The following is a 23,646-nucleotide window of genomic DNA, read 5'->3' as shown; positions in this document are numbered from 1 at the left end:
GAGCCTACGGGCCCAGGCTGACGATCGATGCGCCTTCAGGACCACCAGCGTGGGGGCCGTGCTCGCGTTCACCAGTGCTTACGACCGCCCCGACCACGCCGGGCGAAGTCGCGATCACGCGACGGCTCCGGATCGAACTGGTGCGCCGGGTGGTCACACTGGGGAGTGGTCGAGGTGGCAGCAACCGGGCCGAAGATGGTGCACTGACGGCAACCCGGACCAGGGACGCTCACGCCCCCGACGCGAAGGATGTCCAGCCATGTCAGCGATGAACGTCGGGTTCGTCGGCCTTGGAGCCATGGGGAGCGCGATGGCTGCCAACCTGGTGCGCGCCGGCCACAGCGTCCAGGCCTGGAACCGCTCCCCGGCACCCGTGGAGGCCCTGGTGGCCCAGGGAGCCACGGCCGCAGCCGACCTCGAGGCCGTCTTCGCCAACGACGTCGTGATCTCCATGCTGTCCGACGACGCCGCGGTGGAATCCCTGCTCCTGGAGCCGGGGTTGCTCACGAAGGCGAGCGCGACCGTGCACGTGAACATGGCCACCGTGTCCGTCGCCCTCGCCCGGCGGGCCGCCGACCTCCACGCCGCGCACGGTCTCGGCTACCTCGCCGCCCCGGTGCTCGGCCGCAGCGAGGTCGCCGCCGCCGGAAAGCTCAACATCCTCGCCGCCGGGGACAACGCACTGATCGACCACGTGGAACCGCTGTTCGCCGCCATGGGGCAGCGCACCTGGCGCCAGGGAGACCAGCCGCACCACGCCAACACCATCAAGATCGCCGGAAACTTCCTGATCGCCTGCGCCATCGAGTCCCTGGCCGAGGCCTGCACCCTGGCCGCGGCCACCGGCGCACAACCGAGCGAACTGATCGACGTCCTGACCCACACCGTCTTCCCCGGCCCCGTCTACACCGGGTACGGGGCCATGGTCGCCGAGCGGCGGTACGAGCCGGCCGGCTTCCGTCTGGCCCTCGGCCTCAAGGACGTCACTCTGGCGCTCACCACCGGCGCCGACGCCCACGTCCCCCTGCCCTTCGGCAGCGTCCTGCGCGACGCCTTCGTCGACGCCCTCGCCCACGGCGACGCCGACCGCGACTGGAGCGCGGTGGCGGACGTCTCCCGCCGGCGCGCCGCCCTGTCCTGAGGCTGCTCCCCCGAACGCTTGAACGCCGAAGCTCCGTTGGCTGCCGAGGACTGGAGAGGTCCTCGAAGACAACGGAGCTTCGTCCGCCCCGGCCCGCGGCCCGGGCCCCGGGACAGGGGGCCCGGGACAGGGGGCCCGGGACAGGAGCCGCTTGCGACAGCCCCAGGGGTCACCCGGCCGTCGCGGAAGGCTCAGCTGTTGCGGAAGGCTCGGCCGCCGCGGAGCGCCGCGGCACCCACTCCGTCAGGTAATAGAGGCCCGCCAGCAACGGGAAGGCGATCCCGCACCAGGCGATGCCCACCCAGCCGTACGTCGCGTAGACCACGCTGGCCACGGCCGACCCGACCGCGCCTCCGCAGAAGAAGATCGCCATGTAGAGGCCGTTCAGTCGGCTGCGGACCTCCGCCCCCAGCGCGAAGATCGCACGCTGTCCCAGCACCAGGTTGCACGACACCCCGACGTCGAGCAGCAGCGCCCCGACGAACAGGCTCGCGACCACGTGCCCGCCGCTCGCGAAGACCAGGAGGAAGCAGGCGACGACGGTCAGGATCGCGAACGCCGTCGCGGGCTTCGTCAGACCACGGTCGGCGATACGACCCGCGACCGGCGCGGCGAAGGCTCCCAGCACCGCCGCCAGGGAGAACAGGGCGATGCCGCCCTGGCCCAGGCCGCACGCCGGGCTCGCCAGGATCAGTGGCACAGCGGTCCAGAACAGGCTGAACGCACCGAACAGCAGGGCGTGGTAGAACGCCCGTCGCCGCAGGATCGGCGTGCTCACGAGCAGTTGACCCATCGACCGCAACAACGTCAGGTAGCGGACGGACGCGTTCGGCTTCCTCTCCGGAAGGACCAGGCGCAGGATCACGGCGAGCACCAGCATCAGGCCGGCCGAGATGGCGAAGATCGCACGCCAGCCGAGCAGGTCCGCCGTCGTGCTGGATATGGGCCGTGCGAGCAGGATGCCCATCAGCAGCCCGCTCATGACGTTGCCGACGACCCGTCCACGGCTTTCGTCCGGGGCAAGGTGCGCCGCGAAGGGCACCAGCATCTGCACCACGACCGAACTCAGCCCGATGACGAACGAGGTGCCGAGAAAGACGCCGACGTTCGATGCCACCGACGCGCTCAGCAGCGCCGCCATGCAGGCCACCAGGGTGACCATGATGAGACGACGGTTCTCGAAGATGTCGCCCAGCGGAACCAGCACGACAAGACCGACGCCGTAGCCGATCTGGGTCAAGGTCACCACGAGGCTGGCGGCATGCGCGTTCAGACCCACGGCTGGGCCGATCAGACCGACCAGGGGCTGCGCGTAGTAGATGTTGGCTGCGACCGCGCCGCAGGCCAGTGCGATCAGGAAGGTCAGTCCGCGGGACATGCTCGGCGGCACCGTCCGGCTGGGGGCTTTCTCAGTGATCATTGCTCTCTCGGCAGAGTAGGGGCTCGACGTTCACACGGCGTGGGCTTGGACGACCGAGAACTCCGGGCGGGCGGACAGCACCTGGGGCACGGAGAAGCCCGCCGCCCGCAGGAGCCGGGTGAAGTCGTCCAGCGTGCGCTCACGCCCTCCGTGCAGGATCTGCATCTGCAGGTCCAGTACCAGATCGAGCGGGTCGCACTCCTGCGGCGCCTCCTGCAGCACGCGGTCCACGACGACGAGCCGGGCTCCGGGGGCCATCGCCTCGCGGCAGTTGCGAAGAATCAACTCGGCCTTCTCGTCCGGCCAGTCGTGAAGGATCCACGACAGAATGTAGAGGTCTCCTCCCGTCGGCACCGCGTCGAAGAAGCTACCGGCGGCCACGCTCAGGCGATCGCCCCCGGACGTCTCGAACGTCTCGGATGTCTCGGGCCAGGCCGAGATGACGCTGGCCTGGTCGTACACCAGGGCCTGGACGTTCGGGTGACGTTCGAGAATCGTCCGCGCCAGGCTGCCGGTGCCGCCACCGACGTCGATCACCCGCTCGCCCGCGGCCACCGTGAGAACGTCGGCGATCGCCGCGTAGCGGCCCGGGTACCCGCTGGCCATGTAGCGCTGGTAGAGCGCCTCCTCCTGCGGGCTCCCGTTCATGTACGAGAAGAAGTCCTGCCCGTTGACGTGCGAGAACGCCTCCTCGCCGGTTCCGACGCAGTGGCTGAGGGCTCCCCAGGACCGCCAGATGCCCGGCATCGCCCAGAAGCGCGCGGCCCAGTGGAGGGAGGGGCCCGTCGTGGTCCGGAGGAGGCGCGAGGCCTCGTTGTGGCGAATCGTGCCGTCCGCCTCGACCTCGAACACGCCGTAGGCCGACAGCGCCCGGGCCAGCCGGGTCAGGACGTCCGCGTGGACCTTCAGCTCATCGGACAGCGCGGCGAGCGAGGTTCCCTCGCCGGCCACCGCGTCGGGCAGTCCGACCTCGCAGGCCGCGCCGATCATCTGGGTGACCGCCATGCCGCGGATCAGCTCCTGCATCCTCCGGATGCTGCCGGCGGCCGGCGCCCCGCTCTGCGATGCCCCGGTCTGCGATGTCCCGGTCTCCGATGTCCCGGTCTGCGATGCCCCGGTCTCCGATATCCCCGTCTGGGCATCCTCGTTCGCGGAGCGCTCCGCCGGGGAAGACGTCTGGATGGTCATACGCACCTCCTACTCGCTCATCGCCATGTCCGGGGAAACCACCGAGGCCGGCTCGTCTGCGGAGAGAACCAGCCCGTCAAGCTCGCACTGCTCGTCCGGACCCCGCCCGAGAATCCCGCGCAGGGCCGCGCGCAGCGAGTCCGCGGCGGCAGCGGAATCCGCCTTGCGCCAGGCGACGAACGCGTCCGGCCGCACCAGCAGACAGCCGTCCTCCGGTACCTCCGTGACGTCCGCCCAGTCGCCGTAGAGATCCTGAAGGGCGTGGCCGGGGCCGATGACGTGCGCGGCGATCTCGATCCCCAGCTCCGCCGAGACGCGCTCGGCGGCCTCGACCCAGATCTGCCCGTTCAGCCCCGTGAGCAGGGTGAACCTGCCCTTGCCCACCACGTCCAGGCTCGAGACCTGCGTACCGCGCCGGTCGAGCCAGGCGTGCGGCAGGCGCGCGCCGGGCCGGCTGGACGCCTGGTAGTAGAGCTCGGGATCGCGCAGCCAGGCGGGCTGATCGGTGCCGTCCGGGCAGACCGCGTCGGACTCGTAGCGCTGGTTGAGTTCGACGCCCTGCGTCGCGAACTCGTAGGACTTGAGCTCGATGGCCTCGCGCAGCATCTTGCGCTTCTCGGCGCCCGCCGCGGACGCCTCCTTCAGGACGGCCATGTTGGCCCGCATCTGAGCCGCGTCCAGGTTCGCGTCCAGTCCGAGTGCGGAGAAGACACCCCCGAACTCCTCGATGCTCTTGTTGGCACGTTCGACGATCTGCTTGCCGATCGGCGCGCGTTCGCGGTCGTAGGTGTCGAGCAGCCGGTCCGAGGCCTGGCCCTTGATGACCATCGCCATCTTCCACGCCAGGTTGTAGGCGTCCTGGATCGACGTGTTCGAGCCGAGGCCGTTGGACGGCGGATGACGGTGCACCGCGTCGCCCATACAGAACACCCGTCCCTGGGAGTACCTGGTGGCGTACATCTGGTTCACGGTCCACGTCGAGACCGAGCGTATGGTGATGTCCACCGAGTCGTCGCCGATGAGTTGCCGGGCGATGCCGACCGCGTCGATCTCGGAGACGTCGGGCTCGCCCGCGCTCATGTCGTAGCCCCACACGATCTGCCACTCGTTCCACGGCCTGACCATGCGGAGCAGGCCCATGCCGATGCCGCCGACGTTGGCACCCGGCTGCATGACCCACCAGAGGTAGCCGGGACGGTGGGCCACGAGGTGGGAGAGATCCGCCTGCAGGATGATGCTGATGCTGCCGGCGAGCCCCATGCGGCCCTCCATCGGCAGCCCGATCTGCTCGGCCACGAGGCTGTTGCCGCCGTCTGCGCCGATCAGGTACTTGGCCCGGATCTCGTACCGCTCGTCCTTCAACCTGTCCAGGACGTGCGCGGTGACCCCGTGCTCGTCCTGCTCGAGCCGCAGGAACTGCGTGTCGAACCGCACATGACTGCCGCGCTGGGCGGCGTTGGACAGCAGGATGGGTTCGAGCAGGTGCTGCGGCAGGTCGCAGTGTTCGGCGGGGCTGGCCGACGAGTAGTCGCTCTGCCGCTCCGCTCTGTTGGCGCCGTAGGGCAGTCGGCCCAGCTCCTCGCCCACCAGGCTGGTGCAGAAGACGACGTTGCCCATGACCTCCTTGGGCGACGCCTTGGCGCGAACCTCGTCCGCCACGTCCAGGTCCCGCAGGACCTCCATGGTGCGCTGGTTCTTGTAGTGCGCACGCGGGCTGTCGGCAAGCCAGCGATGCTTGGTGATCACGAGGTTGTCGATGCCGTACGTGCTCAGCATCAGTGCTGCGGACGACCCCGCGGGGCCGCTTCCGACGACCAGGACGTCGGTGTCGAAACGTGGGATGTCTCCCGAGCTCATCGTCAACCCTTTCATGTGACGGACAGGGCGCCGGACCGGCGCGGCGCCGGCTCGATGGTCATCGCGTCGTAGCGGAAGACCCAGGCCGGGTCCTCGGTGTCCTTGAGCCAGGTGTTGTCGGCGGACACGGCCTGGACCCTGGCGGTGCGTTGCTTGCGGCTCTCGGCGTAGCGCCAGAACGCGTCCTCGACCTCGTCCTCGAGGCCCAGGCAGCGCAACAGCAGCACGCCGTCCTCGATGGCCATGGCCGCTCCTTGGGCCATGTGCGGCCTCATGGGATGACAGGCGTCACCCAGGAGCGCCACCCGGCCCCGGCCCCAGCTCTGCAACGGCGGGCGCTCGAAGAGCGGCCATTTACTGAGGGACTGGCACGACTCCAGCAGGCTGAGGACTTCGTCGCAGGAGCCGTCGAAGGCGTCCAGCATCTCGTCCTTGTCTCCGTCGACGAAGGACTGCGGATGCGTCCAGGCGTCAGCCGCCGTGCCGGCCACGAAGTAGTAGTCGTCGCTGTGGGAGTCGGTCGAGTAGCCGATGACGAAACTGTCGTCGGCCCACCACTTGGTGATGCACCGCCGGTCCACCGGGATCCGGGCGTGCCCGGGCACGGTCGCCCGGTACGCGATCTGGCCGGAGAAGGCCGGGCGTTCGGCGCCGTGCATGCCCTCGCGGACCTGGGAGCCCAGGCCGTCGGCCCCGATGACGCAGGAGGCTTCGGTGGTGCTTCCGTCGGCGAAGGACAGCTGCACCGCCCCGCCGCCGTCATCGAGCCGGACCAGACGCTTGCCGTACCGCACGGTGCCCGGCCGCAGCGCGTCGACCAGTTCCCGGTGCAGGACGCTGCGGCCGATGGTGAGATAGGGAGCGCCGTAGCTCTCCCGCGCCCGGCTGCCGAGCGGCAACGAGGTCCGGACCGCGTTCGAGGCCAGATCACGGCTGGTGAACGACTCGGGCAGGCATCCGGAGCCGACCAGTGCGTCACCGACGCCGATGTGGCCCAGGACGCGCATCACGTTGGGCGTCAGGTGGATCCCGGCGCCGGCGGGCGCGAACGTGCTCGCCTGCTCGAACACGGCCACGTTGTAGCCGGCCTGCTGCAACAGCGCGGCGGCCGCGGCTCCGCCCAGACCGCCGCCGACGACGGCGATGGGATTCCGTTTGTCGACGCCCACTAGACCTGTGCCTCGATCTCGTCGTGGATCAGGTTCAGCAGCGTCGCGCGGCGGTCGCTCGGCAGCCATTCGGGCCGGTCCTCCACCACGTCCTTGACGTAGTCCCAGAAGTCCGCGCTCTGGTTGATCCCGTAGTCGCGAGCCATGGAGACGAGCCGGATGCGGGACAGGAAATCCGGCTCCGTGAGGTCCTCCTTGCTGGTCACGACCTTTCCTGCGTTCATGAAGTACGGAAGGATCGAGCTCTCCGGCGTGTCCGGCGTCCAGACCAGCCACATCTCCTGGTTGACGCTGGTGGTGTTGACGAAGCCGTGCACGTAGTCACGCGGGACGTAGAGCAGTTCCTTGGCGCGCATCGGCAGCATGGTGACCGTCTCCCGGTCGGCACCGGGGCCCGGCGGGACGTCCAGGTCGGGGAACTCGTTGGGCCCCATGAAGATGCTGAACCCGCCGTTGGGCGCGTAGAACCACTCGTCGGTACGGGTGTGGATGTGCGGCGGCGGTCCGACGTGCGGCGGCACGATCAGCTTGGAGAACAGGTACTTGCCGCCGTTGCTCTTGCCGGTCCGCACGAACTCGAAGACCTCGCCCGCCGGGCCGAGCACCAACGGCTCCTCCGGGCCCGGCTTGATCTCGGGGAAGTCGAACACCTCGAAATCGGTGCTCACCATGGTTCCTTTCTTCTCAGGGAGCCGGAACAGGCGTCGGATCCATCGCCGTCGACGTGACGTCGCGCAGCGCGGTCATGCCCTGCCGTGCCAGCGGCGCGGGCGGCCGCACCTTGTAGTGGTCGTTGAATATCTCGAGCGAGATCGGGCCCTCGTATCCGTTGGCCAGCACGGGCGCCAGGAAGGCGGCCACGTCGAAATCCCCCTCGCCCGGGAGGCAGCGGTGGTGCCGGCTCCAGGACTTCACATCCAGGTCCATCCGCGGAGCGTCCGACACCTGGATCAGCGCGATGCGATCGGCGGGCACGTCGGCCAGATCCTCGAAAGGGTCGTCCAGGGCCAGCGTGTGAAAGCTGTCCAGCACCAGACCGATATTGTCGGCGCCGGAACGCTCGATCATTCTCCAGGCCTGCCGGAACGTATTGACCCGCAGGCCCCAGGACAGTGCCTCGTAGCCGATCGAAAAGCCTCTGGCCGCGGCCCGTTCGCCAAGGAGTGCCAGGTCACCGGCGACGGCGTCGTCGTCGAGGTCCGAAACGTCGCTGACGTTGCTGCAGAGCAGCAGTGTGCTGGTCCGCAACTGCTCCATGCAGTCGAAGATCCGCTCGATCCGGTCGAGCTTGGGCTCCAGCTGGTCCCTGGGCCCACCTTCGAAATCCCGGAGCGGCTGGTAGTTCACGATTTCCAGGCCGAGGTCGTCCGCCATGGCCCGGGCAGCGGAGGGCGCAGACCCCTGCAGATCCGATTCCATCAGCTCGATACCGGCGAAGCCGGCGCCCGCAATTGCTTCCAGCTTTTCCGGAAGGGCGCCACCCAGAGTCACCGTGGCAATACTGTAATCCACTTCGCTTGCCTCTCGATAACGGAACAGTGCGTCACAGGTGCAGATCGACGACTGCTTTGTCGTCGCGGCGGAGGGACGCGGAAGAGGAGCGTGAGTTCGATCGACTGCAGACTGCTCACGCTCTGCACTCTGCGGTGCGCTCCGAGGGAGCGACAAGCGGACGGCGCAGCTCTCGTCAGGTCATGCAGACTTCGTCACCTGTGCCGAATCCGTCAGGTCCGGCCGCCGGCGCCGATGGTGGCCGGATCACCGTTCCGGCGGGTCATGGGGTTCCCCAGGCACCTCCTCGGGCCCGCCCGGAGCAGGGAAGGGTGGGCAGGGTGCGGGACCGGACCGGTTCCGGCGAAGGAGCGTGGGTGGTGTGAGCAGATCTCTGTGGGCTGGAACCGAAGTGGGGCGGGAATGGCCGGACTTTCCGCAACCGGCGGACATCGTGTCGGAGTTGTCGGCCGCACTGTTCCCCGCGTGCCTGCGCCGGGCGGACCAGCGCAGACGCGCCGAGCAGTACGTGCGGGGGCTGCTCGCGGCCGACGGCCGCAAGTCCGTGCGCCGGATCGCCGCGAGCGTCGGCGGCGGCGCGGACGAGCAGGGCCTGCACCACTTCATCACCCACTCCACCTGGGACTGGTCGTCCATGCGGGAGGCCCTGGCCGGCTATCTCCAGGACGTCATGCCCCCGCAGGCCTGGGTGGTGCAGCCGATGGCCATTCCCAAGACCGGGGAGCACTCGGTGGGCGTGGACCGCAGGTTCGTCTCCCGGCTCGGCAAACTGGACGTCGGCCAGCATGCCTACGGGGTCTGGTTCGCCGGTGCGGAGATCAGTGCGCCCGTCAACTGGCGACTGCACCTCCCCGGCCCCTGGGTGCGCGACGAGGAACGCCGCCGCCGGGCCGAGATCCCGGACGAGGCGGTCGAGGAGACGCTGGAGGAGTGCGCGGCGGCGGCCGTGCTGGAGTCCATGCTGCGGTGGGGTGTCCCCAGGATGCCCGTGGTCCTGGGCGCCGGGAGTGCCGATGTGGGGGCGACCGTGCGGCGCTTCCGGGCCGCCGGTCTGCCGCTGCTGGTGCGGGTGCCCGGAGCGATGGGGCTGAGCGTGGCCGACCCGACGCTGCCGGGATTCGGCGCCGGACGGCTGAGCGCGCAGCGGATCGTCGACTCGGTGCGGGCGCTGCGCCGGCCGGTGGAGTGGTCGGATCCCGGCGGTGGAGTGGGCACGGTCCGCAGCTCGCAGGTGGTGGCCGTGCGGGTGGTGCTGCCGGAGGGCGGGCCCTCTTTGCTTCGCGCCGGTTCCGCCGACGGCCGGCCCCACGGGCTGCTGCTCGGCGAGTGGAACGGCGCGCAGCACGCGCCTTCGGAGTTCTGGCTGACGACACAGGAGCGGACACCGGTGCCGGAACTGCTGCGGCTGGCCAAGCTCGCCCGGCGGGTGGCTGACGACTGCGCGACCTCGGGCGGCCGGGTCGGGCTGCGGGATTTCACCGGCCGTTCGTTCCGGGGCTGGCACCGGCACATCACGCTGGCCTCGATCGCGTGCGCGGCAACGACCTTGGCGCAGGCAGGGCATGTGCCCGGCACGGCGGGGCAGTGGGCCGGCCACCCGGACGCCCTCGACGCGAGAGGCGCGTGAAGCCTGTGAAGCGCGTGAAGCCCGTGGAACGCATGAAGTCTGTGAAGCGCGTAAGGCCGTGAAGCGCGTAAAGCCCGTGAAACGCGTGAAACGGCGCCGGACGGCCTCCGGCCGGGCCCGGTTCCCCGGAGCGCTACCGCGTGATGTCGCCGGCAGCGCTGTCGAGCAGGTGCCGGGCACGTTGCAGTCGCAGCGCCAGCTGCACTTCGAGGGCCTGCGCCGGTTTCTGCCAGTCGGGGCCGAGAAGTTCGGTGATCCGTTCGAGCCGGCGGGAGACGGTGTTGGGGTGGACATGGAGCGCCTCCGCGGCGCGGGTGGGACTGCTGCCGAAGTTGAAGTACTCCTCCAGCGTCCGCAGGAGCTCGGTCGACTGCTGGTCGTCGTAGGCCAGGACGGGCCCGATGGCCGAGCCGATGAAGATGCCGACGTCCTGCTTCTCCGACAGCAGCAGTCCCAGGAAGCCCAGTTCCTTCAGCGACGCGGTGCCGCCCATGCCGCCGAGCGCGGTCAGTGCGTTGAGGCAGCGCCGGGCCTCCTGGTGGATGGCGGGTACCGCGTCCGGCGCGGTGACCGGCCCGGCGGCCCCGCCTGTCACCGGATGTCCGAGCACGGTGGACAGTTCCCGGGACACCGCCCTGGCCGAACTCGCCGGATCGTCGCCCGGCAGCAGCAGCACGATGTGGTCCCCGTCGACGTACTTGAGCCCCGCCATCCGGTGCGCGTACGAGGAGGCCCACACCGCGGACCGGCCTCTCGACCCGCCCTCGGGACGGGCCACCACCATGACATGGGGCTGGGTGAGGTCGATCGAGAGCCGACGAGAGCGCGAGGCGATCTGCCCGGGCGGCATCTGCGGGGCGTTGAGAAGATCGTGCAGCAGCTCGTCGCGGATCTGGCCCTCGGCGACCGCCGTGCTGCGTTCCATCAGCAGACTGACGGCAACAGCCTGGGCGACCAGGACCAGCAACTGCGACTGGGCCTCGGACAGGGGACGCTCGCAGTGCAGCACGAGCGTGCCGAGACTGTCCCGGCCACCGGTGACCGGGCAGGCCCAGAACTCGCCGCCGACCGCGCTGTCATGGCGGACCGGCTTCCCCTCGACATGCGCGTCCAGACAGCACCGGTCGAAGCCGGGGTCGTCCGCGCGAACCGGATCCGGTGCCGACCGAGCACGACGCTGGTCCCAGCTCTCGCTCCTGGCCAGATTCTCGCCGGCGGTGCCCCGGACCAGCAGGGCTCCGTCCAGTTCCACCGCGGCCCGCTGCACCAGCAGGTGCAGATCGCTGCCGCTGAGCACCATGTCGGTCAGCTCGCTGTGGATGCCGCGCAGTCGGTGGGCCAGGGCGGAGGAGTTCCGGGCCTGCGTGACACCCCACTCCAGCTCGACGACCTCGGCCTTGGCCTGCTCCATCAGCCTGGTCCGCTCGATGGCGACGGCCGCGAGGTCGGCCAGCGAAGCCATCAGGGAGATCTCGCCGGGCAGGAAGTGGCGGACGTTGCGGTCCGCGACGTACAGCACGCCCAGCGTCACGTTCTCGTGGCGCAGCGGGACGGCCATGATGGCGCGCAGCCCTTCGGCCCGCACCACGTGGTCGATGATGTCGTTGTGGACGAAGCCCTTGTCGTGCAGGTAGTCGGGGGTCCAGAACGGGGCGGAGCGGTCCTGCGCGTGTTCACCGACACCGCCTCCGGTCGGCACCTCGAACCCGATGGTGATCGCCGACGCGTGTCCGTCCGCGGTCCGCACGTGGGACAACCCGTCGGCGAGGTCGATCAGGCTCACCCACGACATGTCCAGGCCCAGCAGCAGCCGGGCGCGCCTGGTGATCACGGTGAGCAGGGAGTCCAGGCTGTAGGGGAGGGTCAGGTCACGTGCGGTGTCCACCAGCGCGGACAGCCCGGCCTCGCGCTGCTGGCGACGGCCGAACAACTGCCTGATGTCCAGCGAACGATCCTTCGCGCCGACGAGCCGCTCCAGTTCGCCGGCGGCCATACCGGCGCTCCTGCCCTGCCGCACCAGGTCCTCGAACTGGTCCGCGGGCGCCTCCTGGGCCAGCAGTTCAAGCATGGTGAGCACGTAGGCGTCCAGCGACTTGCCCAGCTCCAGCACAGTGCAGCCCCTCCCCCGGCCGTGCCTCTCACTCTCGTGGAACCTAGGGCGCGGCTTCTCGGTCGGTCAAAGGACGCTCATATGCCGGGACAGGCGGTCAGCGTCACCCGACGGTGACGTGAGCACCACCACGACAGTTCGGCGGTGTCGTTTGGGCACCTTCCGCCGGCTGCCCTCGCCCGACCACGCTGGCCTTGACGCGTTCGCGCAGTGTCAGGCCAACAGGCATTCGGGGTGGGAGAGATGACGAACACACAGCAAGTGCGGAGCTATGAACGCTCCCTGGAGCGCAGCCGCCAGTCGATGACCCGGGCGGACCGCCCCGCCAGTTTTCACCTGGGCGGCCGGGAATGGGACTTGCTGGACGAGGTCTTCGCGCCGGTCTACTCACCCTCGACCGGCGTGGCCCTGCACCTCCTGGGGCTGGACGACCCCTCCGCCCGGCCCGCCTGCCAGGGCTCGTTCCTGGAGATCGGCTGCGGCACCGGGGTCATCGCGGTGACCGCCGCGCTGACCGGCTGCGTCCCGGTGGTGGCCTCCGACATCAACCCCCGGGCGGTGGAGAACACCTCGGTCAACGCGGCCCGGCACGGTGTCGGCGACCGGGTCGGCACCGTGCACAGTGACCTCTTCGGCGGACTCGACGCCGGCGAGCGCTTCGACACCGTCTTCTGGAGCTCGAACTACGTCCTGGGGCCCGACGAGTACGAGTACCGGTCGGTCCACGAGCGCGCCTACGTGGACGCGGGCTACCAGGCACATCGTCGCTACCTGGAGCAGGCGCCGGGCCGGACCACGGACACCGGCCGGGCGCTGCTGCACTTCAGCAGCCGGGGCGATCTGCGGCTGCTGTCCCGGCTCGCCGAGGAGAGCGGCCGCGAGCTGCGCACGCTTCGCACCTGCCAGGTCCGTGAGGGCGAGTACGGCGACGACCTCGTCGACCACATGCTGCTGCAGATCGTGCCGACCGCCGCCTGACCCCCCTCCTCACCGAGAGAGACCACGACCCGTGCGCACCCTGCTCGTCGACAACCACGACTCCTTCACCTACAACCTCGTGCACCAGCTCGCCCAGGTCTGCGGCGAGGAGCCCACGGTCATCCGCAACGACGACCCGCGGTGGAACCCCGCGATGCTGGAGGAGTTCGACAACGTCGTCGTCTCGCCCGGCCCGGGGACCCCCGGACGCGGCCGCGACTTCGGCATCTGCCGCGAGATCATCGAGCGCACCGAGCTGCCCCTGCTCGGGATCTGCCTGGGTCACCAGGGGATCGGGCTGCTGCACGGGGCGACCGTGGGACGGGCCCCGGAACCGTGGCACGGTCGCACCTCGCCCGTGCTGCACGAGGGCGACGGCCTGTTCGCGGGACTTCCCTCGCCGTTCCGGGCGGTGCGGTACCACTCGCTCGCCGTCACGGATCTGCCCCAGGAGCTGGAGGTCACCGCCTGGACGCCGGACGGGGTCGTGATGGGGCTGCGGCACCGCGAACGGCCGCTCTGGGGTGTGCAGTTCCACCCGGAGTCCATCTGCACCGAGTACGGCGCGGACCTGCTGGCCAACTTCTACCGGCAGACCCGGGACGGGCACGGCGGGACCCGGCGCGAGACGATCCGGCTCGGTGCGCAGGCGCCGGCAGGGAAGCGCTCGCTGCGCGTGCTCACCGCCCGCACACCCACCCGCTGCGACGACGAGACGGCCTTCGACCTGCTCTTCCGAGGCAACGACCACGCGTTCTGGCTGGACAGCAGCCGGCACGACAGCCGGGGCCGGTTCTCGATCATGGGCGACGCGTCCGGCCCGCTGGCCAGGGTGGCGACCGCCGACGTGGCCAGCGGCACGGTGACGGTCCAGTCCGGCGCGGCGGTGGAGGTCGTCCAAGTGCCCTTCCTGGACTTCCTCGAACAGGACCTGGCCTCGCTGGCTGTGGAGGTGCCCGCACTCCCCTGCGACTTCACGCTCGGCTGGACCGGCTACCTGGGCTACGAGATCAAGGCGGAGTGCGGCGGCGACATCGCCCACCGCTCCGAGGAGCCCGACGCGGTCATGGTCTTCGCCGACCGGGCCCTGGTCTTCGACCACGAGACGGGCACGACGCACCTCCTGGCGCTCGCCGAGGCCGGCGACACCCGGTCCGCCCAGGCCTGGCTCACCACGACCGGGCAACGCCTGGACGAGGCCCGCCCCCTGCCCGCCGCGCCGGTCGAACCGCCGGCCGCCTTCGCGCGGATGCACTTGCGCCACGAGCGCGACGCCTACCTGCGGCTGATCGCCGAGTGCCAGGAGGAGATCGCGGCCGGGGAGAGCTACGAGATCTGCCTGACCAACATGGCCGAGGCAGTCGGCACCCTCGACCCCTGGCAGGGCTATCGCTACCTGCGCCGGGCCAGCCCTGCGCCCTTCGGCGCACTGCTGCAGTTCGGCGAGGTCTCCGTGCTCTCCACCTCCCCCGAGCGGTTCCTGCGCATCACCGCGGACGGTCATGCCGAGTCCAAGCCCATCAAGGGCACCCGCCCGCGCGGCGCCACCGCCGAGGAGGACGCCGCCCTGGTGGAGGACCTGCGCACGGACCGGAAGGACCGTGCGGAGAACCTGATGATCGTCGACCTGGTCCGCAACGACCTCGGCAGATGCGCCCGGATCGGATCCGTGCGCGCCGACGACATCTTCACCGTCGAGACCTACGCCACCGTCCACCAGCTCGTCAGCAAGGTCACCGCCCGCCTGCGCCCCGAGGTCACCGCCGTGCCCTGCCTGCGGGCCGCCTTCCCCGGCGGCTCCATGACGGGAGCCCCCAAGCAGCGCACCATGCAGATCATCGACCGCCTGGAAGAGGGCCCCCGGGGTGTCTACTCCGGGGCCATCGGATACTTCGCGTTGTCCGGCGCTGCCGACTTCAGCATCGTGATCCGTACCGTCGTGGTCACCGCCGACCGCGTGAAGTACGGGATGGGCGGTGCGATCGTGGCGCTGTCCGAGGCGTCGGCGGAGTTCGAGGAGACCGCCGTGAAGGCGGCCCCCTTCATCGCCCTGACCGGCACGGAGTTCCCCGAGCGGGAACCCGCGTTGCTCACTCATGTCCGTTGAGCCGGCCGTGGACCGCCGCGGCGGCCGCGTCGACGGGCACACCGAGCTCCGCCAGTCTGCCGATCGTCTCCGCGGCCTGCTCGTGACGGCCCAGCAGGGTGTCGCCCCTGAGCCCGCCCTGCCGGGCCGCCGCTTCAGCCGTCTCGGCGGACATCACATGGCCGGTGTTGCCGCCGACCAGGGCGGGCACGTGGACCGGCGTGGTGCCGGTCCAGAGCAGCAGAGGTGCGCGAGCCCGGCCGGCCCTGAGATCCTGCCAGCGCTTCCCGGCCAGCCACTGCTCCCGCAGCCGGTACACGAGCCGGGCGGTGGCCAGCCCCGCGGTGTCGCGCAGGTCGTGGCCCGTGCCGGCGGCGATCCCGTCCAGCAGGGCGTTCACCTCGCTGTCCAGCGGACCCACCTCGCAGGAGGCCGAGGCGACCAGGCTGCCCAGGTCCGCGCGCTTGGCCAGGGCCCGTTCCAGACCGGTGAGCTGGGCGTCCAGTACCTCGCGGTACTGCCCGAGGGAGACCACCGAGGTGCTGTCCACACCGATGCCCTCGGCCAGGCAGTCGGCGATCGCACCGATGCCGGCCTTCGTCGCCGGAATGCTCACCAGCAGATTCGGCCGGTCCACCCCGCCCCCGAGCACCCTGGCCGCAGCCACCCAGTCGTCCGGGCCGGCCGCCCTGTCGAAGACGACAGCCGCGACGGCCACCGAGCCACCGGCCTCGCTCAGCGCGGTGCAGGCCGCCCGCACCGCGCTGAGCGAGGCTCCGGGAGGCATCCGGACGCCGGCGAAGCCGCACCGCACGACATCGGGGCCCGGCGGCTCCGGGCTCGACCATGCCAGCCAGGGCGCCACTCCCTCGGAGGCAAGCTCTCCGAGAAGGTCTTCGGCTTCAGCACTGATCACTCCCCCACCGTAGAGCGGACGGCCGGGGCCGACCCAGCAGGACCGCACGGTTCGTCAGGTCGCCGACGACTCCATCAGATCGGCGGCGACTGTGTCAGGTGGGACGCCGGTGCGCCGTGCGCGCGCAGGCCCTGCCCCACGGCCCGGGCGGGGCGACCCTCGCAGCCCCAATGTGCCAGCGTGTCGCGGGAATTGACGGAGGCCTGCGGGCCTTGCCTCGTCACCCGGCGGGAAGATAGGCTGCAACCGAACCTTCTCGTGGCTTGCCGCGGGGAGTTGCTCGATCCGTCACGAACGGACGTGCACCGCTCCGACGAGAGATCTGATCCCTCGGAGCCGCCGGGCGCGTTGTCATCACCCGACACCGCCCTTGGTGCGCCACCTCCCGGCACTTCCCGGACTCACAGTCCGTCAACTGCCGCGTGCTGCGCGCCGCCCGTCGACCATCGTGCGAACGGGCGTCTTCCCCCCTCATCACCATTCGGGTCAGCAGGCATGCCCAGCATCCCAGTCAAGCCAACAGGAACGAGCAGATGACCGAAGAGATGACAGGCGCCCAAGCTCTGGTCAGGGCTTTGGAGCACGCCGGAGTCGACACCGTGTTCGGGTTCCCGGGCGGCGCGATCCTGCCCGCCTACGACGCGTTCCACGACTCGACCAAGGTCCGCCACGTGCTGGTGCGCCACGAGCAGGGCGCCGGACACGCCGCGGAGGGATACGCCCAGGCCACCGGCAGGGTCGGCGTCTGCATGGCCACCTCAGGGCCGGGCGCCACCAACCTGGTCACCCCGATCGCCGACGCGTACATGGACTCGGTCCCGCTGGTGGCCATCACCGGCCAGGTGTCGAGCGGCATGATCGGCACGGACGCCTTCCAGGAGGCCGACATCTGCGGCATCACCCTGCCGATCACCAAGCACAACTTCCTGGTGACCGACGCCGACGACATCCCGCGGGCCATCGCGGACGCCTTCCACATCGCCTCCACCGGCCGCCCCGGTCCGGTCCTGGTCGACATCACCAAGGACGCGCTCCAGGCCCGTACCGCGTTCCACTGGGAACCGACGACGCAGCTGCCGGGCTACCGTCCGGTCACCCGGCCGCACACCCGGCAGATCCAGGAGGCGGCCAGGCTGATCTCCGAGGCCGCATGCCCGGTGCTCTACGTCGGCGGCGGCGTGCACAAGGCCGACGCCTCGGCGGAGCTGCTCCGCCTGGCGGAGCTGACCGGCATTCCGGTCGTCACCACGCTGATGGCCAGGGGCACCTTCCCCGACGACCACCCGCTCCACATGGGGATGCCCGGCATGCACGGCAGCGTTCCGGCGGTCGGCGCACTGCAGAAGTCCGACCTGCTCATCGCCCTGGGCGTGCGGTTCGACGACCGGGTCACCGGACAGCTGGCGTCGTTCGCGCCGGGGGCCAAGGTCATCCACGCGGACATCGACCCGGCGGAGATCGGCAAGAACCGCGCTGTGGACGTGCCGATCGTGGGTGACTGCAAGGAGGTCATCGGCGCCCTCGTCGAGGCGGTCGACCGCCCCGGTGACTACGTCAAGTGGCGCGCGCTGCTCGACGGGCTGAAGGAGACCTACCCGTTGGGGTACGAGGACTTCGCGGACGGCTCACTGGCTCCGCAGTACGTCCTGGAGCGGCTCGGCGCCATCGCCGGGCCGGACGCCCTCTACGTGGCCGGCGTCGGCCAGCACCAGATGTGGGCCTCCCAGTTCATCGGTTTCGAGAAGCCCGGCTCCTTCATCACCTCCGGCGGCCTGGGCACCATGGGATTCGCCGTGCCCGCCGCGATGGGCGCCAAGATGGGGCGGCCGGACACGGTGGTGTGGGCGATCGACGGGGACGGCTGCTTCCAGATGACCAACCAGGAGCTGGCCACCTGCACGCTCGAAGGTGTGCCGATCAAGGTCGCGGTCATCAACAACGGCAACCTCGGCATGATCCGCCAGTGGCAGGGGCTGTTCTACAACCAGCGGTACTCCAACAGCGACCTGCAGACGGCCCAGCGCGTCCCCGACTTCGTGAAGCTCGGGGAGGCCTACGGCTGCGTCAGTCTCCGGTGCACGCGGCCCGAGGACGTGGACGCCACGATCGCCAAGGCCATGGAGATCAACGACGTGCCGGTGGTCATCGACTTCGTGGTCCACGAGGACGCGATGGTCTGGCCCTTCGTCCCCTCCGGGACCAGCAACGACGACATCATGATCGCCCGAGGCATGACTCCGACGTGGGAGAGCGACCACTCATGAGCAAGCACACGCTGTCGGTCCTGGTCGAGGACAAGCCCAGCGCACTCACCCGGATCACCGCCCTCTTCAGCCGGCGCGGCTTCAACATCGACTCCCTCGCCGTCGTGGCGGCAAAGGAGCGCGGCTTCTCCCGGGTCACCCTCGTGGTCAACGCGGACGACGCGGCGCTGGAGCAGGTGACCAAGCAACTCGACAAGCTCATCAACGTGATGAGCGTCCGGGAGATCGACCACGCGCAGCCGGAGCCCGCGTACGAGACGCTGGCCGGCTGAGCCACACCGCACCACACCACTCCACGCGAGGCGCCCTGCCCTGGGGCGCCTCGCGTGCCTCGTTTCCGGCGTGTTCCACCGCCGTAAATCACCTCTTCGGTCTCGTCCGAACCATTGACCTGTCCCCAACAACTCTGATTCGCTACACCACGGCCAGTGGTGCACCGCTTGCCTCCTCTGCTGACCCTCCCTCATGCACGGGTGCCATCCCCCCAGTTGCCGATCCGACTGCGGCCGCCCAGGCCACTCGCGGCACGGATCGCTCGGAGCGTCCTCCCTTAGGAGAAGCATGCGCAGGTTCTCGATACGTACCGCCGCTGCCGCCGCCCTCGCCACGACGTCCGTCCTCGCGCTCGCCGCCCCGGTCAGCGCCGCGGCGCCGGGGCTGGCCTTCCGCCCGCTGCACCACTTCAACCTCAACGGCTACAACTGGGGCGGCTACGCCGCGACCGGCAGTGGCTTCACCTCGGTCTCCGCCTCGTGGACCGAGCCGAAGGCCACGTGCAACTCCACCAACGACCTGTACGCCCCGTGGGTCGGCATCGACGGCTACGGATCGAGCACGGTGGAGCAGACCGGCGTCGCCACCGACTGCTCCAGCGGCAGCCCCGTGGACCAGGCGTGGTACGAGATGTACCCGGCCAACCCGGTCTACCTCAGCCTCAGCTCCTACCCGGTGTCGGCGGGCGACAGCATCAAGGCGTCGGTGGCCTACACCGGCAGCCGCCGGTACACGCTGACGCTGACGGACTCCACCAAGGGGTGGACGTACACCACCACCAAGTCCCTCTCCGCGCAGCGGACCAGCGCCGAGGTCATCATCGAGTCGCCGACCGGCGCCTACCCGAACTTCGGCACGCTCAACTTCAGCTCGGCCACCGTGAACGGCTCGTCCCTCGGGTCCTTCGGCCCGGCGGCGCTGGACCCCAGCTCCAACGGCGTCTACGAGGCCAGCACCAGCGCGCTCTCGGGCGGCACCAGCTTCTCCGAGAAGTACCTGCACGAGTAGGCGGCACCCGGCGCCGGGGCGGCCCCGCCCCGGCGCCGACGCGCTCACCCCTGGGCGACCACCAGCGAGCGGCCGCTCGCTGCACGCCGCGGGCGCAGGTACGTCGCCGCGTACACCGCTGTGGCCGCCGCCATGACGGCGAAGCTGGGCGGACACTGCGGCACCCACGCCGACAGCGCGAGGCCCGCCCACATCTCGCCCACGGCCAGTGCCGCCGCCAACGCGAGGCCGTGGAACGGGCGGTCGGTGAGACGGACCGCCGCGCCCGCCGGGGCGGCGAGCAGGCCGAGCAGCAGCAGCGAGCCGACGGCCTGGGTGGCCTCGCCCGCGGTGACGCCGACCAGGACCAGGAAACCGAGGCCCAGCGCCCGCACGGGGACGCCCCGCGCGGCGGCGACGTTCTCGTCGAGCGTGGCGAAGAGCAGCGGGCGGCCGATCAGCAGCACCGCCAGCGACACCGCGAGGGCGATCAGCACCGCGACCAGGGCCTGGCCGCCGTCCAGGCCGAAGATGGAACCGAACAGGACCGAGGTGCCCGCCCCGCCGTTGCCCATGCCGCTGGCGGAGGTGGTGTAGAGGGTCAGGAAGAACGAACCGAGGCCGAGGATCCAGGCGAACGCGCTGCCGATGACCACGTCGTCCGCCTTGCCGCGTCGCCCGACCCCGGCGAGCAGCAGGGCGACCAGCACGCAGCCGGCGAAGAGACCCAGACGCAGGTCGTACCCGCCCGCGAGGGCGGCCATCGCGCCGGTGAAGGCGACGTGGCTGAGCGCGTCGCCGGTGAAGACCTGGGCGCGCAGCACCAGGAAGTAGCCGACCAGCCCGGCCGCGAGCGCGATGAACGTGCCCGCCAGCAGCGCGTGGTGGAAGAACGGCTGGGACCACGCGGAGGCGGCCGCCGCGGAGGCGGGATACGCGTTCACGCGGCACCCCCGGCCATGGCCACCGGGCCGGACCCGGCGGTGGCCCGGCGCCGCTCGACGGCGCGCGCGGTGGCACGGCCACCGTGGGCCAGCAGGAAGAGCCCGAAGGCGAAGGAGGTCACGAAGAATCCGAGCGGGTAGGGCCGGTAGAACGCGGCGACCAGGCCGGCCCAGGTGACGCCGAAGCCGATCACCACGGTGAGCAGCAGGCTCAACCCCGGCCTGGCGGTCAGCACCTGGGCCGTCGCCGCCGGGAGCACCAGCAGTGCGAAGACCAGCAGCGCGCCGGTGATCTGCGCGGCCTCGGCAGTGGCCACGCCGAGCATGACGAGGAAGGTGACGGACAGCGCCCGCACCGGGACGCCGCGCGCCGCGGCGACCTGCGCGTCGACGGACGCGAACAGCAGCGGCCGCCCGATCACGGCCAGCACCACGAGCACCGCCGCCCCGGCCACCGCGAGCGTGGCGACCTGGCCGCCGGTGATACCGAGGAAGCTGCCGAAGAGCAACGACTGCGGCCCTTCCAGCAGGCCCTTGTAGAGGGCCATGAACAGGTAGCCGCAGGCCAGCAGGAACGCCTGCACGATGCCGGTGGCCGCCGACTCCTCCGCGCCGCCGGGCTCGCGCCCGCGCCGCAGCCCCGCCAGCGCCAGGGCCGCGGCGACGCAGAAGCCGAAGTAGCCGAGGCTCAGGCTGAATCCGGCGAGCGTCGCGAACGCGGCACCGGGAAAGGCGACCACGGACAGCGTGTGACCGGCGAAGGTCTGCCGCCGCAGCACCATGAACCAGCCGACAGCGCCCGCGACGACGGCGACGATCGCGCCCGCGCGGAAGGCGTTGACCATGAACGGGTACGACCACATCAGCTGGAAGTCGTAGAGCGGGTTCCAGGAGAAAACCGGTGACGGCATGTCAGCTCACCCCGCGTGCCGGTCGCTGTGGACGGCGGGCGCCTCGGGCTGCCCGACGACGACCAGGCGTCCGTCGCGTGTGCGCAGCACCTCCACCGGGGTGCCGTAGAGGCGGGTCAGCGTCTCGGAGTCGATGACCTCGCCCGGCGCGCCGGAGACGGCGCCGCCCTCCGCGATGTACACGACCCGGTCGAGGTGGTGCAGGATCGGGTTGACATCGTGGGCGACCATCACCACGGCCACCCGCTCCTGGTGGCAGATCCGGCCGATGAGCGCGGCGACCGCGCTCTGGTTGGGCAGGTCTAGGCTGTCCAGGGGCTCGTCCAGGAGCAGCACCTCGGGGCGGCGGACCAGCGCCTGGGCGATCAGCAGCCGCTGCTGCTCGCCGCCCGAGCACTGGCCGATCGGGCGGTGCGCGTAGGCGGACGCGCCGACCAGCTCGATCACCTCGGCGACCCGCTCGCTCTCGGCCCGGCGGCCGCGCGACCACGGCAGCGGCACGCCCCAGCGGTCGCCGTCCAGGCCCATGCGGACCACGTCGACGCCACGGATCCGCAGGTCCGGGTCGAAGCTGCGGCGCTGCGGCAGGTAGCCGACGCGGCTGCCGGCCTCGCCCGGGCGGCGGTCGAGCACGCGTATCTCGCCCTCGGCGGTGGGCACGATCCCCAGCAGCGCCTTGACCAGCGTCGACTTGCCGACGCCGTTCGGGCCGAGCACGGCGGTGAACTCGCCCGCGCGGACGTCGAGGTCGACGCCGGACCAGAGCGTCCGGCCACCGACTCGCACGGCCACGCCGCGCAGCCGCAGCACGGGCGCGGGGCCCTCACCGGCGGCGACGGGAGCAGCGGCAGAGGCGGACAACGAGGGGGCCGAGGGGGACGAGGGGGCCGAGCCCTGCGGACTGGTGGCGGCGACGGGGTTCACGTGCGTCCTCACTTCCCGGTGGCCTGGTGCAGCGCCTGCTCGATGCCCTGGAGTTGGGCGGTCTGCCACTGCTCGAAGGTGTCCCCGGCCGGAGCCAGGGTCTCGGTCACGATGGCGACGGGGATGCCCTCGGACCGGGCCAGCTTCACCTGCGCCACGACGTCGGGGGTGGAGTTCTGGCTGTTGTAGACGTAGACCTTGATCTGCCTGGTCCTGAGCTGCTGGTCGATCGTGGCCTTGTCGGCGGCGGTGGGGTCGGTGCCCTCGCTCATCGCGTCCAGGAACGACTCCGGCGTCATCATCTTCAGGCCCAGGCCCTCGGCGAGCGGGGTGACGATGGACTCCGAGGCGCCGATCGGGGTGCCCGCGTACGCCGCCTTGATGTCGGCGATCAACTGGTCGTACCGCGCCAGGTCCTGCGTCACGAAAGTCTGCTTCTGCCGGTCGAAGTAGGCCGCGTCGGCCGGGTCGAGCCGCTTGTAGTCGGCGGTGATCCGCTCGATGACCTGGTGCACGTCGGTGGGCGAGTACCAGCGGTGCGGGTTGCCGCCGGGCTGGACGCCGACCAGGTCACCGACCTTCAGCTCGCTGCGACCGCTGCCGGGGTTGGTCGCCAGCAGCTTGTCCGCCCAGGCGTCGTAGCCGATGCCGTTCACGATCGCGTACTGGGCCGTCGTCGCCGTCCGCGCGTCCGCCGCCGTCGGCTCGTAGGAGTGCGGGTCGGTGTCCGGGTTGGTGATGATGCTGGTCACGTGGGCGTGGGCGCCGCCGAGCTGGGTGGCTATGGATCCCCAGAAGTTCTCCGCCGCCACGACCTGGATCACCTTGCCGCCACCGGACGGCGCACCGGCGACGGCCACCGAGCCGGGCGGAGCCGTGGTCGCGCAGGCGCTGACCGTCGCGACGAGCGCGGCCGCCGCGGCGCCCAGCGCAGCACGTGAGAGCCGGCCGTTGGCGACGGGTCGGGTCACGGCGGAGCGGCGCATGGCAGGGATCCCCCCAGGGCGGGCGTGGTCGATGATGACTTCCCCAGGCTAAGTGGAAACGGTTTTCATCACTAGCCCGAACGGGTGCGGGATGAAAACCATTACCGAATCTTGACCTCCGGCGTGACCGCCCTCACGGCGAAACCCATCCCCGCGCCGCCGCGCGGGCCCCGACACGCGGGTGGGAGCCGCCACCGGGCAGCGCCCCGGGCGGGCGCGGACAATGGGCTGCGGTGGCCCCGCGCGCGAACCACCCGCACGCAGGCCGCGGGCACGCGGCCGCCCCGCACCCGTCCAAGCCGCCGCGCACCGAAGGCCCCCGTACCGAAGGCTCCCTGTACCGAAGGCTCCCC

Annotated in this window: 18 protein-coding genes and 1 pseudogene; 7 read left to right on the top strand and 12 right to left on the bottom strand. The window is 70.7% G+C overall.

Features of this window, described 5'->3' with window-relative positions; translation table 11 throughout:
- The first annotated feature begins 49 nt into the window (after window positions 1–49).
- The gene (locus ABH931_RS25785; RefSeq protein WP_370117734.1) at window positions 50–1,141 is read left to right on the top strand and encodes an NAD(P)-dependent oxidoreductase; all 1,092 of its coding nucleotides are present in this window, start codon (window positions 50–52) and stop codon (window positions 1,139–1,141) included.
- Between the two features lie 169 nt (window positions 1,142–1,310).
- Here ABH931_RS25785 and ABH931_RS25780 read toward each other — a convergent pair whose 3' ends face one another.
- The 6 genes from ABH931_RS25780 to ABH931_RS25755 all read right to left on the bottom strand — a co-directional run bounded on the left by ABH931_RS25780 (window position 1,311) and on the right by ABH931_RS25755 (window position 8,287).
- On the bottom strand, window positions 1,311–2,519 hold the full coding sequence (locus tag ABH931_RS25780; RefSeq protein ID WP_370117732.1) for an MFS transporter: 1,209 nt from the start codon (window positions 2,517–2,519) through the stop codon (window positions 1,311–1,313).
- Window positions 2,520–2,591: 72 nt separating this feature from the next.
- Complete coding sequence (locus ABH931_RS25775; RefSeq protein WP_370117730.1) at window positions 2,592–3,587, bottom strand: methyltransferase; 996 nt, start codon at window positions 3,585–3,587, stop codon at window positions 2,592–2,594.
- Between the two features lie 171 nt (window positions 3,588–3,758).
- The gene (locus ABH931_RS25770; protein WP_370117727.1) at window positions 3,759–5,606 is read right to left on the bottom strand and encodes an FAD-dependent oxidoreductase; all 1,848 of its coding nucleotides are present in this window, start codon (window positions 5,604–5,606) and stop codon (window positions 3,759–3,761) included.
- An 11-nt stretch (window positions 5,607–5,617) separates the two neighbouring features.
- Window positions 5,618–6,775, bottom strand: coding sequence for an FAD-dependent monooxygenase (locus ABH931_RS25765; protein ID WP_370117724.1), 1,158 nt, complete (start codon window positions 6,773–6,775; stop codon window positions 5,618–5,620).
- Complete coding sequence (locus tag ABH931_RS25760) at window positions 6,775–7,446, bottom strand: hypothetical protein (RefSeq protein WP_370117721.1); 672 nt, start codon at window positions 7,444–7,446, stop codon at window positions 6,775–6,777. Before ABH931_RS25760 ends, ABH931_RS25765 begins: the two co-directional genes overlap by 1 nt.
- 13 nt (window positions 7,447–7,459) lie before the next feature.
- On the bottom strand, window positions 7,460–8,287 hold the full coding sequence (locus tag ABH931_RS25755) for a sugar phosphate isomerase/epimerase family protein (RefSeq protein WP_370117718.1): 828 nt from the start codon (window positions 8,285–8,287) through the stop codon (window positions 7,460–7,462).
- A 433-nt stretch (window positions 8,288–8,720) separates the two neighbouring features.
- Between ABH931_RS25755 and ABH931_RS25750 the strand changes: the two genes are divergently transcribed.
- Window positions 8,721–9,914, top strand: a complete 1,194-nt coding sequence (locus tag ABH931_RS25750) for an IS701 family transposase (RefSeq protein ID WP_370117715.1) — start codon at window positions 8,721–8,723, stop codon at window positions 9,912–9,914.
- Window positions 9,915–10,047: 133 nt separating this feature from the next.
- Here ABH931_RS25750 and ABH931_RS25745 read toward each other — a convergent pair whose 3' ends face one another.
- On the bottom strand, window positions 10,048–12,024 hold the full coding sequence (locus ABH931_RS25745; RefSeq protein WP_370117711.1) for a helix-turn-helix domain-containing protein: 1,977 nt from the start codon (window positions 12,022–12,024) through the stop codon (window positions 10,048–10,050).
- A gap of 243 nt (window positions 12,025–12,267) precedes the next feature.
- On the opposite strand from ABH931_RS25745, the gene ABH931_RS25740 reads away from it, so the two are divergent.
- Window positions 12,268–13,002 carry a 50S ribosomal protein L11 methyltransferase gene (locus ABH931_RS25740; RefSeq protein WP_370117708.1) on the top strand — a complete coding sequence of 245 codons (735 nt, stop codon included), beginning with the start codon at window positions 12,268–12,270 and terminating at the stop codon, window positions 13,000–13,002.
- A gap of 31 nt (window positions 13,003–13,033) precedes the next feature.
- Window positions 13,034–15,109 carry an aminodeoxychorismate synthase component I gene (pabB, locus tag ABH931_RS25735; protein WP_370117705.1) on the top strand — a complete coding sequence of 692 codons (2,076 nt, stop codon included), beginning with the start codon at window positions 13,034–13,036 and terminating at the stop codon, window positions 15,107–15,109.
- On the opposite strand, the gene ABH931_RS25730 is transcribed toward pabB, so the two are convergent.
- Entirely contained in the window at window positions 15,093–16,004 is a 912-nt protein-coding gene (locus ABH931_RS25730) for a transaldolase family protein (RefSeq protein ID WP_370117702.1), read from the bottom strand. The two genes, pabB and ABH931_RS25730, sit on opposite strands and share 17 nt — an antisense overlap.
- Before the next feature lie 533 nt (window positions 16,005–16,537).
- Between ABH931_RS25730 and ABH931_RS25725 the strand changes: the two genes are divergently transcribed.
- The 3 genes and pseudogenes from ABH931_RS25725 (at window position 16,538) to ABH931_RS25715 (ending at window position 19,549) form a co-directional block, all read left to right on the top strand.
- Complete coding sequence (locus tag ABH931_RS25725; protein WP_370117699.1) at window positions 16,538–18,268, top strand: acetolactate synthase large subunit; 1,731 nt, start codon at window positions 16,538–16,540, stop codon at window positions 18,266–18,268.
- A pseudogene (ilvN, locus tag ABH931_RS25720) lies at window positions 18,265–18,507 on the top strand (acetolactate synthase small subunit); the annotation flags it as partial. The gene ABH931_RS25725 and the pseudogene ilvN, both read left to right, overlap by 4 nt.
- Window positions 18,508–18,829: 322 nt before the next feature.
- Entirely contained in the window at window positions 18,830–19,549 is a 720-nt protein-coding gene (locus ABH931_RS25715; RefSeq protein ID WP_370117696.1) for a G1 family glutamic endopeptidase, read from the top strand.
- A gap of 44 nt (window positions 19,550–19,593) precedes the next feature.
- Here the strand turns inward: ABH931_RS25715 and ABH931_RS25710 are convergent, their stop codons facing one another.
- Genes ABH931_RS25710 through ABH931_RS25695 form a run of 4 tightly spaced genes read right to left on the bottom strand, consistent with a single transcriptional unit; the run spans window position 19,594 to window position 23,293 of the window.
- Complete coding sequence (locus ABH931_RS25710; protein ID WP_370117693.1) at window positions 19,594–20,472, bottom strand: metal ABC transporter permease; 879 nt, start codon at window positions 20,470–20,472, stop codon at window positions 19,594–19,596.
- Window positions 20,469–21,383 (bottom strand): metal ABC transporter permease, encoded by a 915-nt coding sequence (locus ABH931_RS25705; protein WP_370117690.1) that lies wholly within the window; start codon window positions 21,381–21,383, stop codon window positions 20,469–20,471. The genes ABH931_RS25710 and ABH931_RS25705 overlap by 4 nt, the downstream gene beginning before the upstream one ends.
- Before the next feature lie 6 nt (window positions 21,384–21,389).
- Window positions 21,390–22,307, bottom strand: a complete 918-nt coding sequence (locus ABH931_RS25700; protein ID WP_370117689.1) for a metal ABC transporter ATP-binding protein — start codon at window positions 22,305–22,307, stop codon at window positions 21,390–21,392.
- A gap of 8 nt (window positions 22,308–22,315) precedes the next feature.
- On the bottom strand, window positions 22,316–23,293 hold the full coding sequence (locus ABH931_RS25695) for a metal ABC transporter solute-binding protein, Zn/Mn family (RefSeq protein WP_370117686.1): 978 nt from the start codon (window positions 23,291–23,293) through the stop codon (window positions 22,316–22,318).
- Window positions 23,294–23,646: the final 353 nt, after the last annotated feature.

Origin of the sequence: Streptacidiphilus sp. MAP12-33, assembly GCF_041261265.1 — a bacterium.
GTDB lineage: Bacteria > Actinomycetota > Actinomycetes > Streptomycetales > Streptomycetaceae > Streptacidiphilus.
The sequence above is the reverse complement of the archived record's forward strand: the minus strand, read 5'-3'. Positions and strand labels throughout refer to the sequence as shown.

What these genes read in the sequence shown, in the direction of transcription:
- ABH931_RS25780 (WP_370117732.1), bottom strand. Translation starts at nt 2,519, where the DNA reads ATGTCCCGCGGACTGACCTTCCTGATCGCACTGGCCTGCGGCGCGGTC.
- ABH931_RS25775 (WP_370117730.1), bottom strand. Translation starts at nt 3,587, where the DNA reads ATGCAGGAGCTGATCCGCGGCATGGCGGTCACCCAGATGATCGGCGCG.
- ABH931_RS25770 (WP_370117727.1), bottom strand. Translation starts at nt 5,606, where the DNA reads ATGAGCTCGGGAGACATCCCACGTTTCGACACCGACGTCCTGGTCGTC.
- ABH931_RS25760 (WP_370117721.1), bottom strand. Translation starts at nt 7,446, where the DNA reads ATGGTGAGCACCGATTTCGAGGTGTTCGACTTCCCCGAGATCAAGCCG.
- ABH931_RS25740 (WP_370117708.1), top strand. Translation starts at nt 12,268, where the DNA reads ATGACGAACACACAGCAAGTGCGGAGCTATGAACGCTCCCTGGAGCGC.
- ABH931_RS25725 (WP_370117699.1), top strand. Translation starts at nt 16,538, where the DNA reads ATGACCGAAGAGATGACAGGCGCCCAAGCTCTGGTCAGGGCTTTGGAG.
- ABH931_RS25715 (WP_370117696.1), top strand. Translation starts at nt 18,830, where the DNA reads ATGCGCAGGTTCTCGATACGTACCGCCGCTGCCGCCGCCCTCGCCACG.
- ABH931_RS25705 (WP_370117690.1), bottom strand. Translation starts at nt 21,383, where the DNA reads ATGCCGTCACCGGTTTTCTCCTGGAACCCGCTCTACGACTTCCAGCTG.
- ABH931_RS25695 (WP_370117686.1), bottom strand. Translation starts at nt 23,293, where the DNA reads ATGCGCCGCTCCGCCGTGACCCGACCCGTCGCCAACGGCCGGCTCTCA.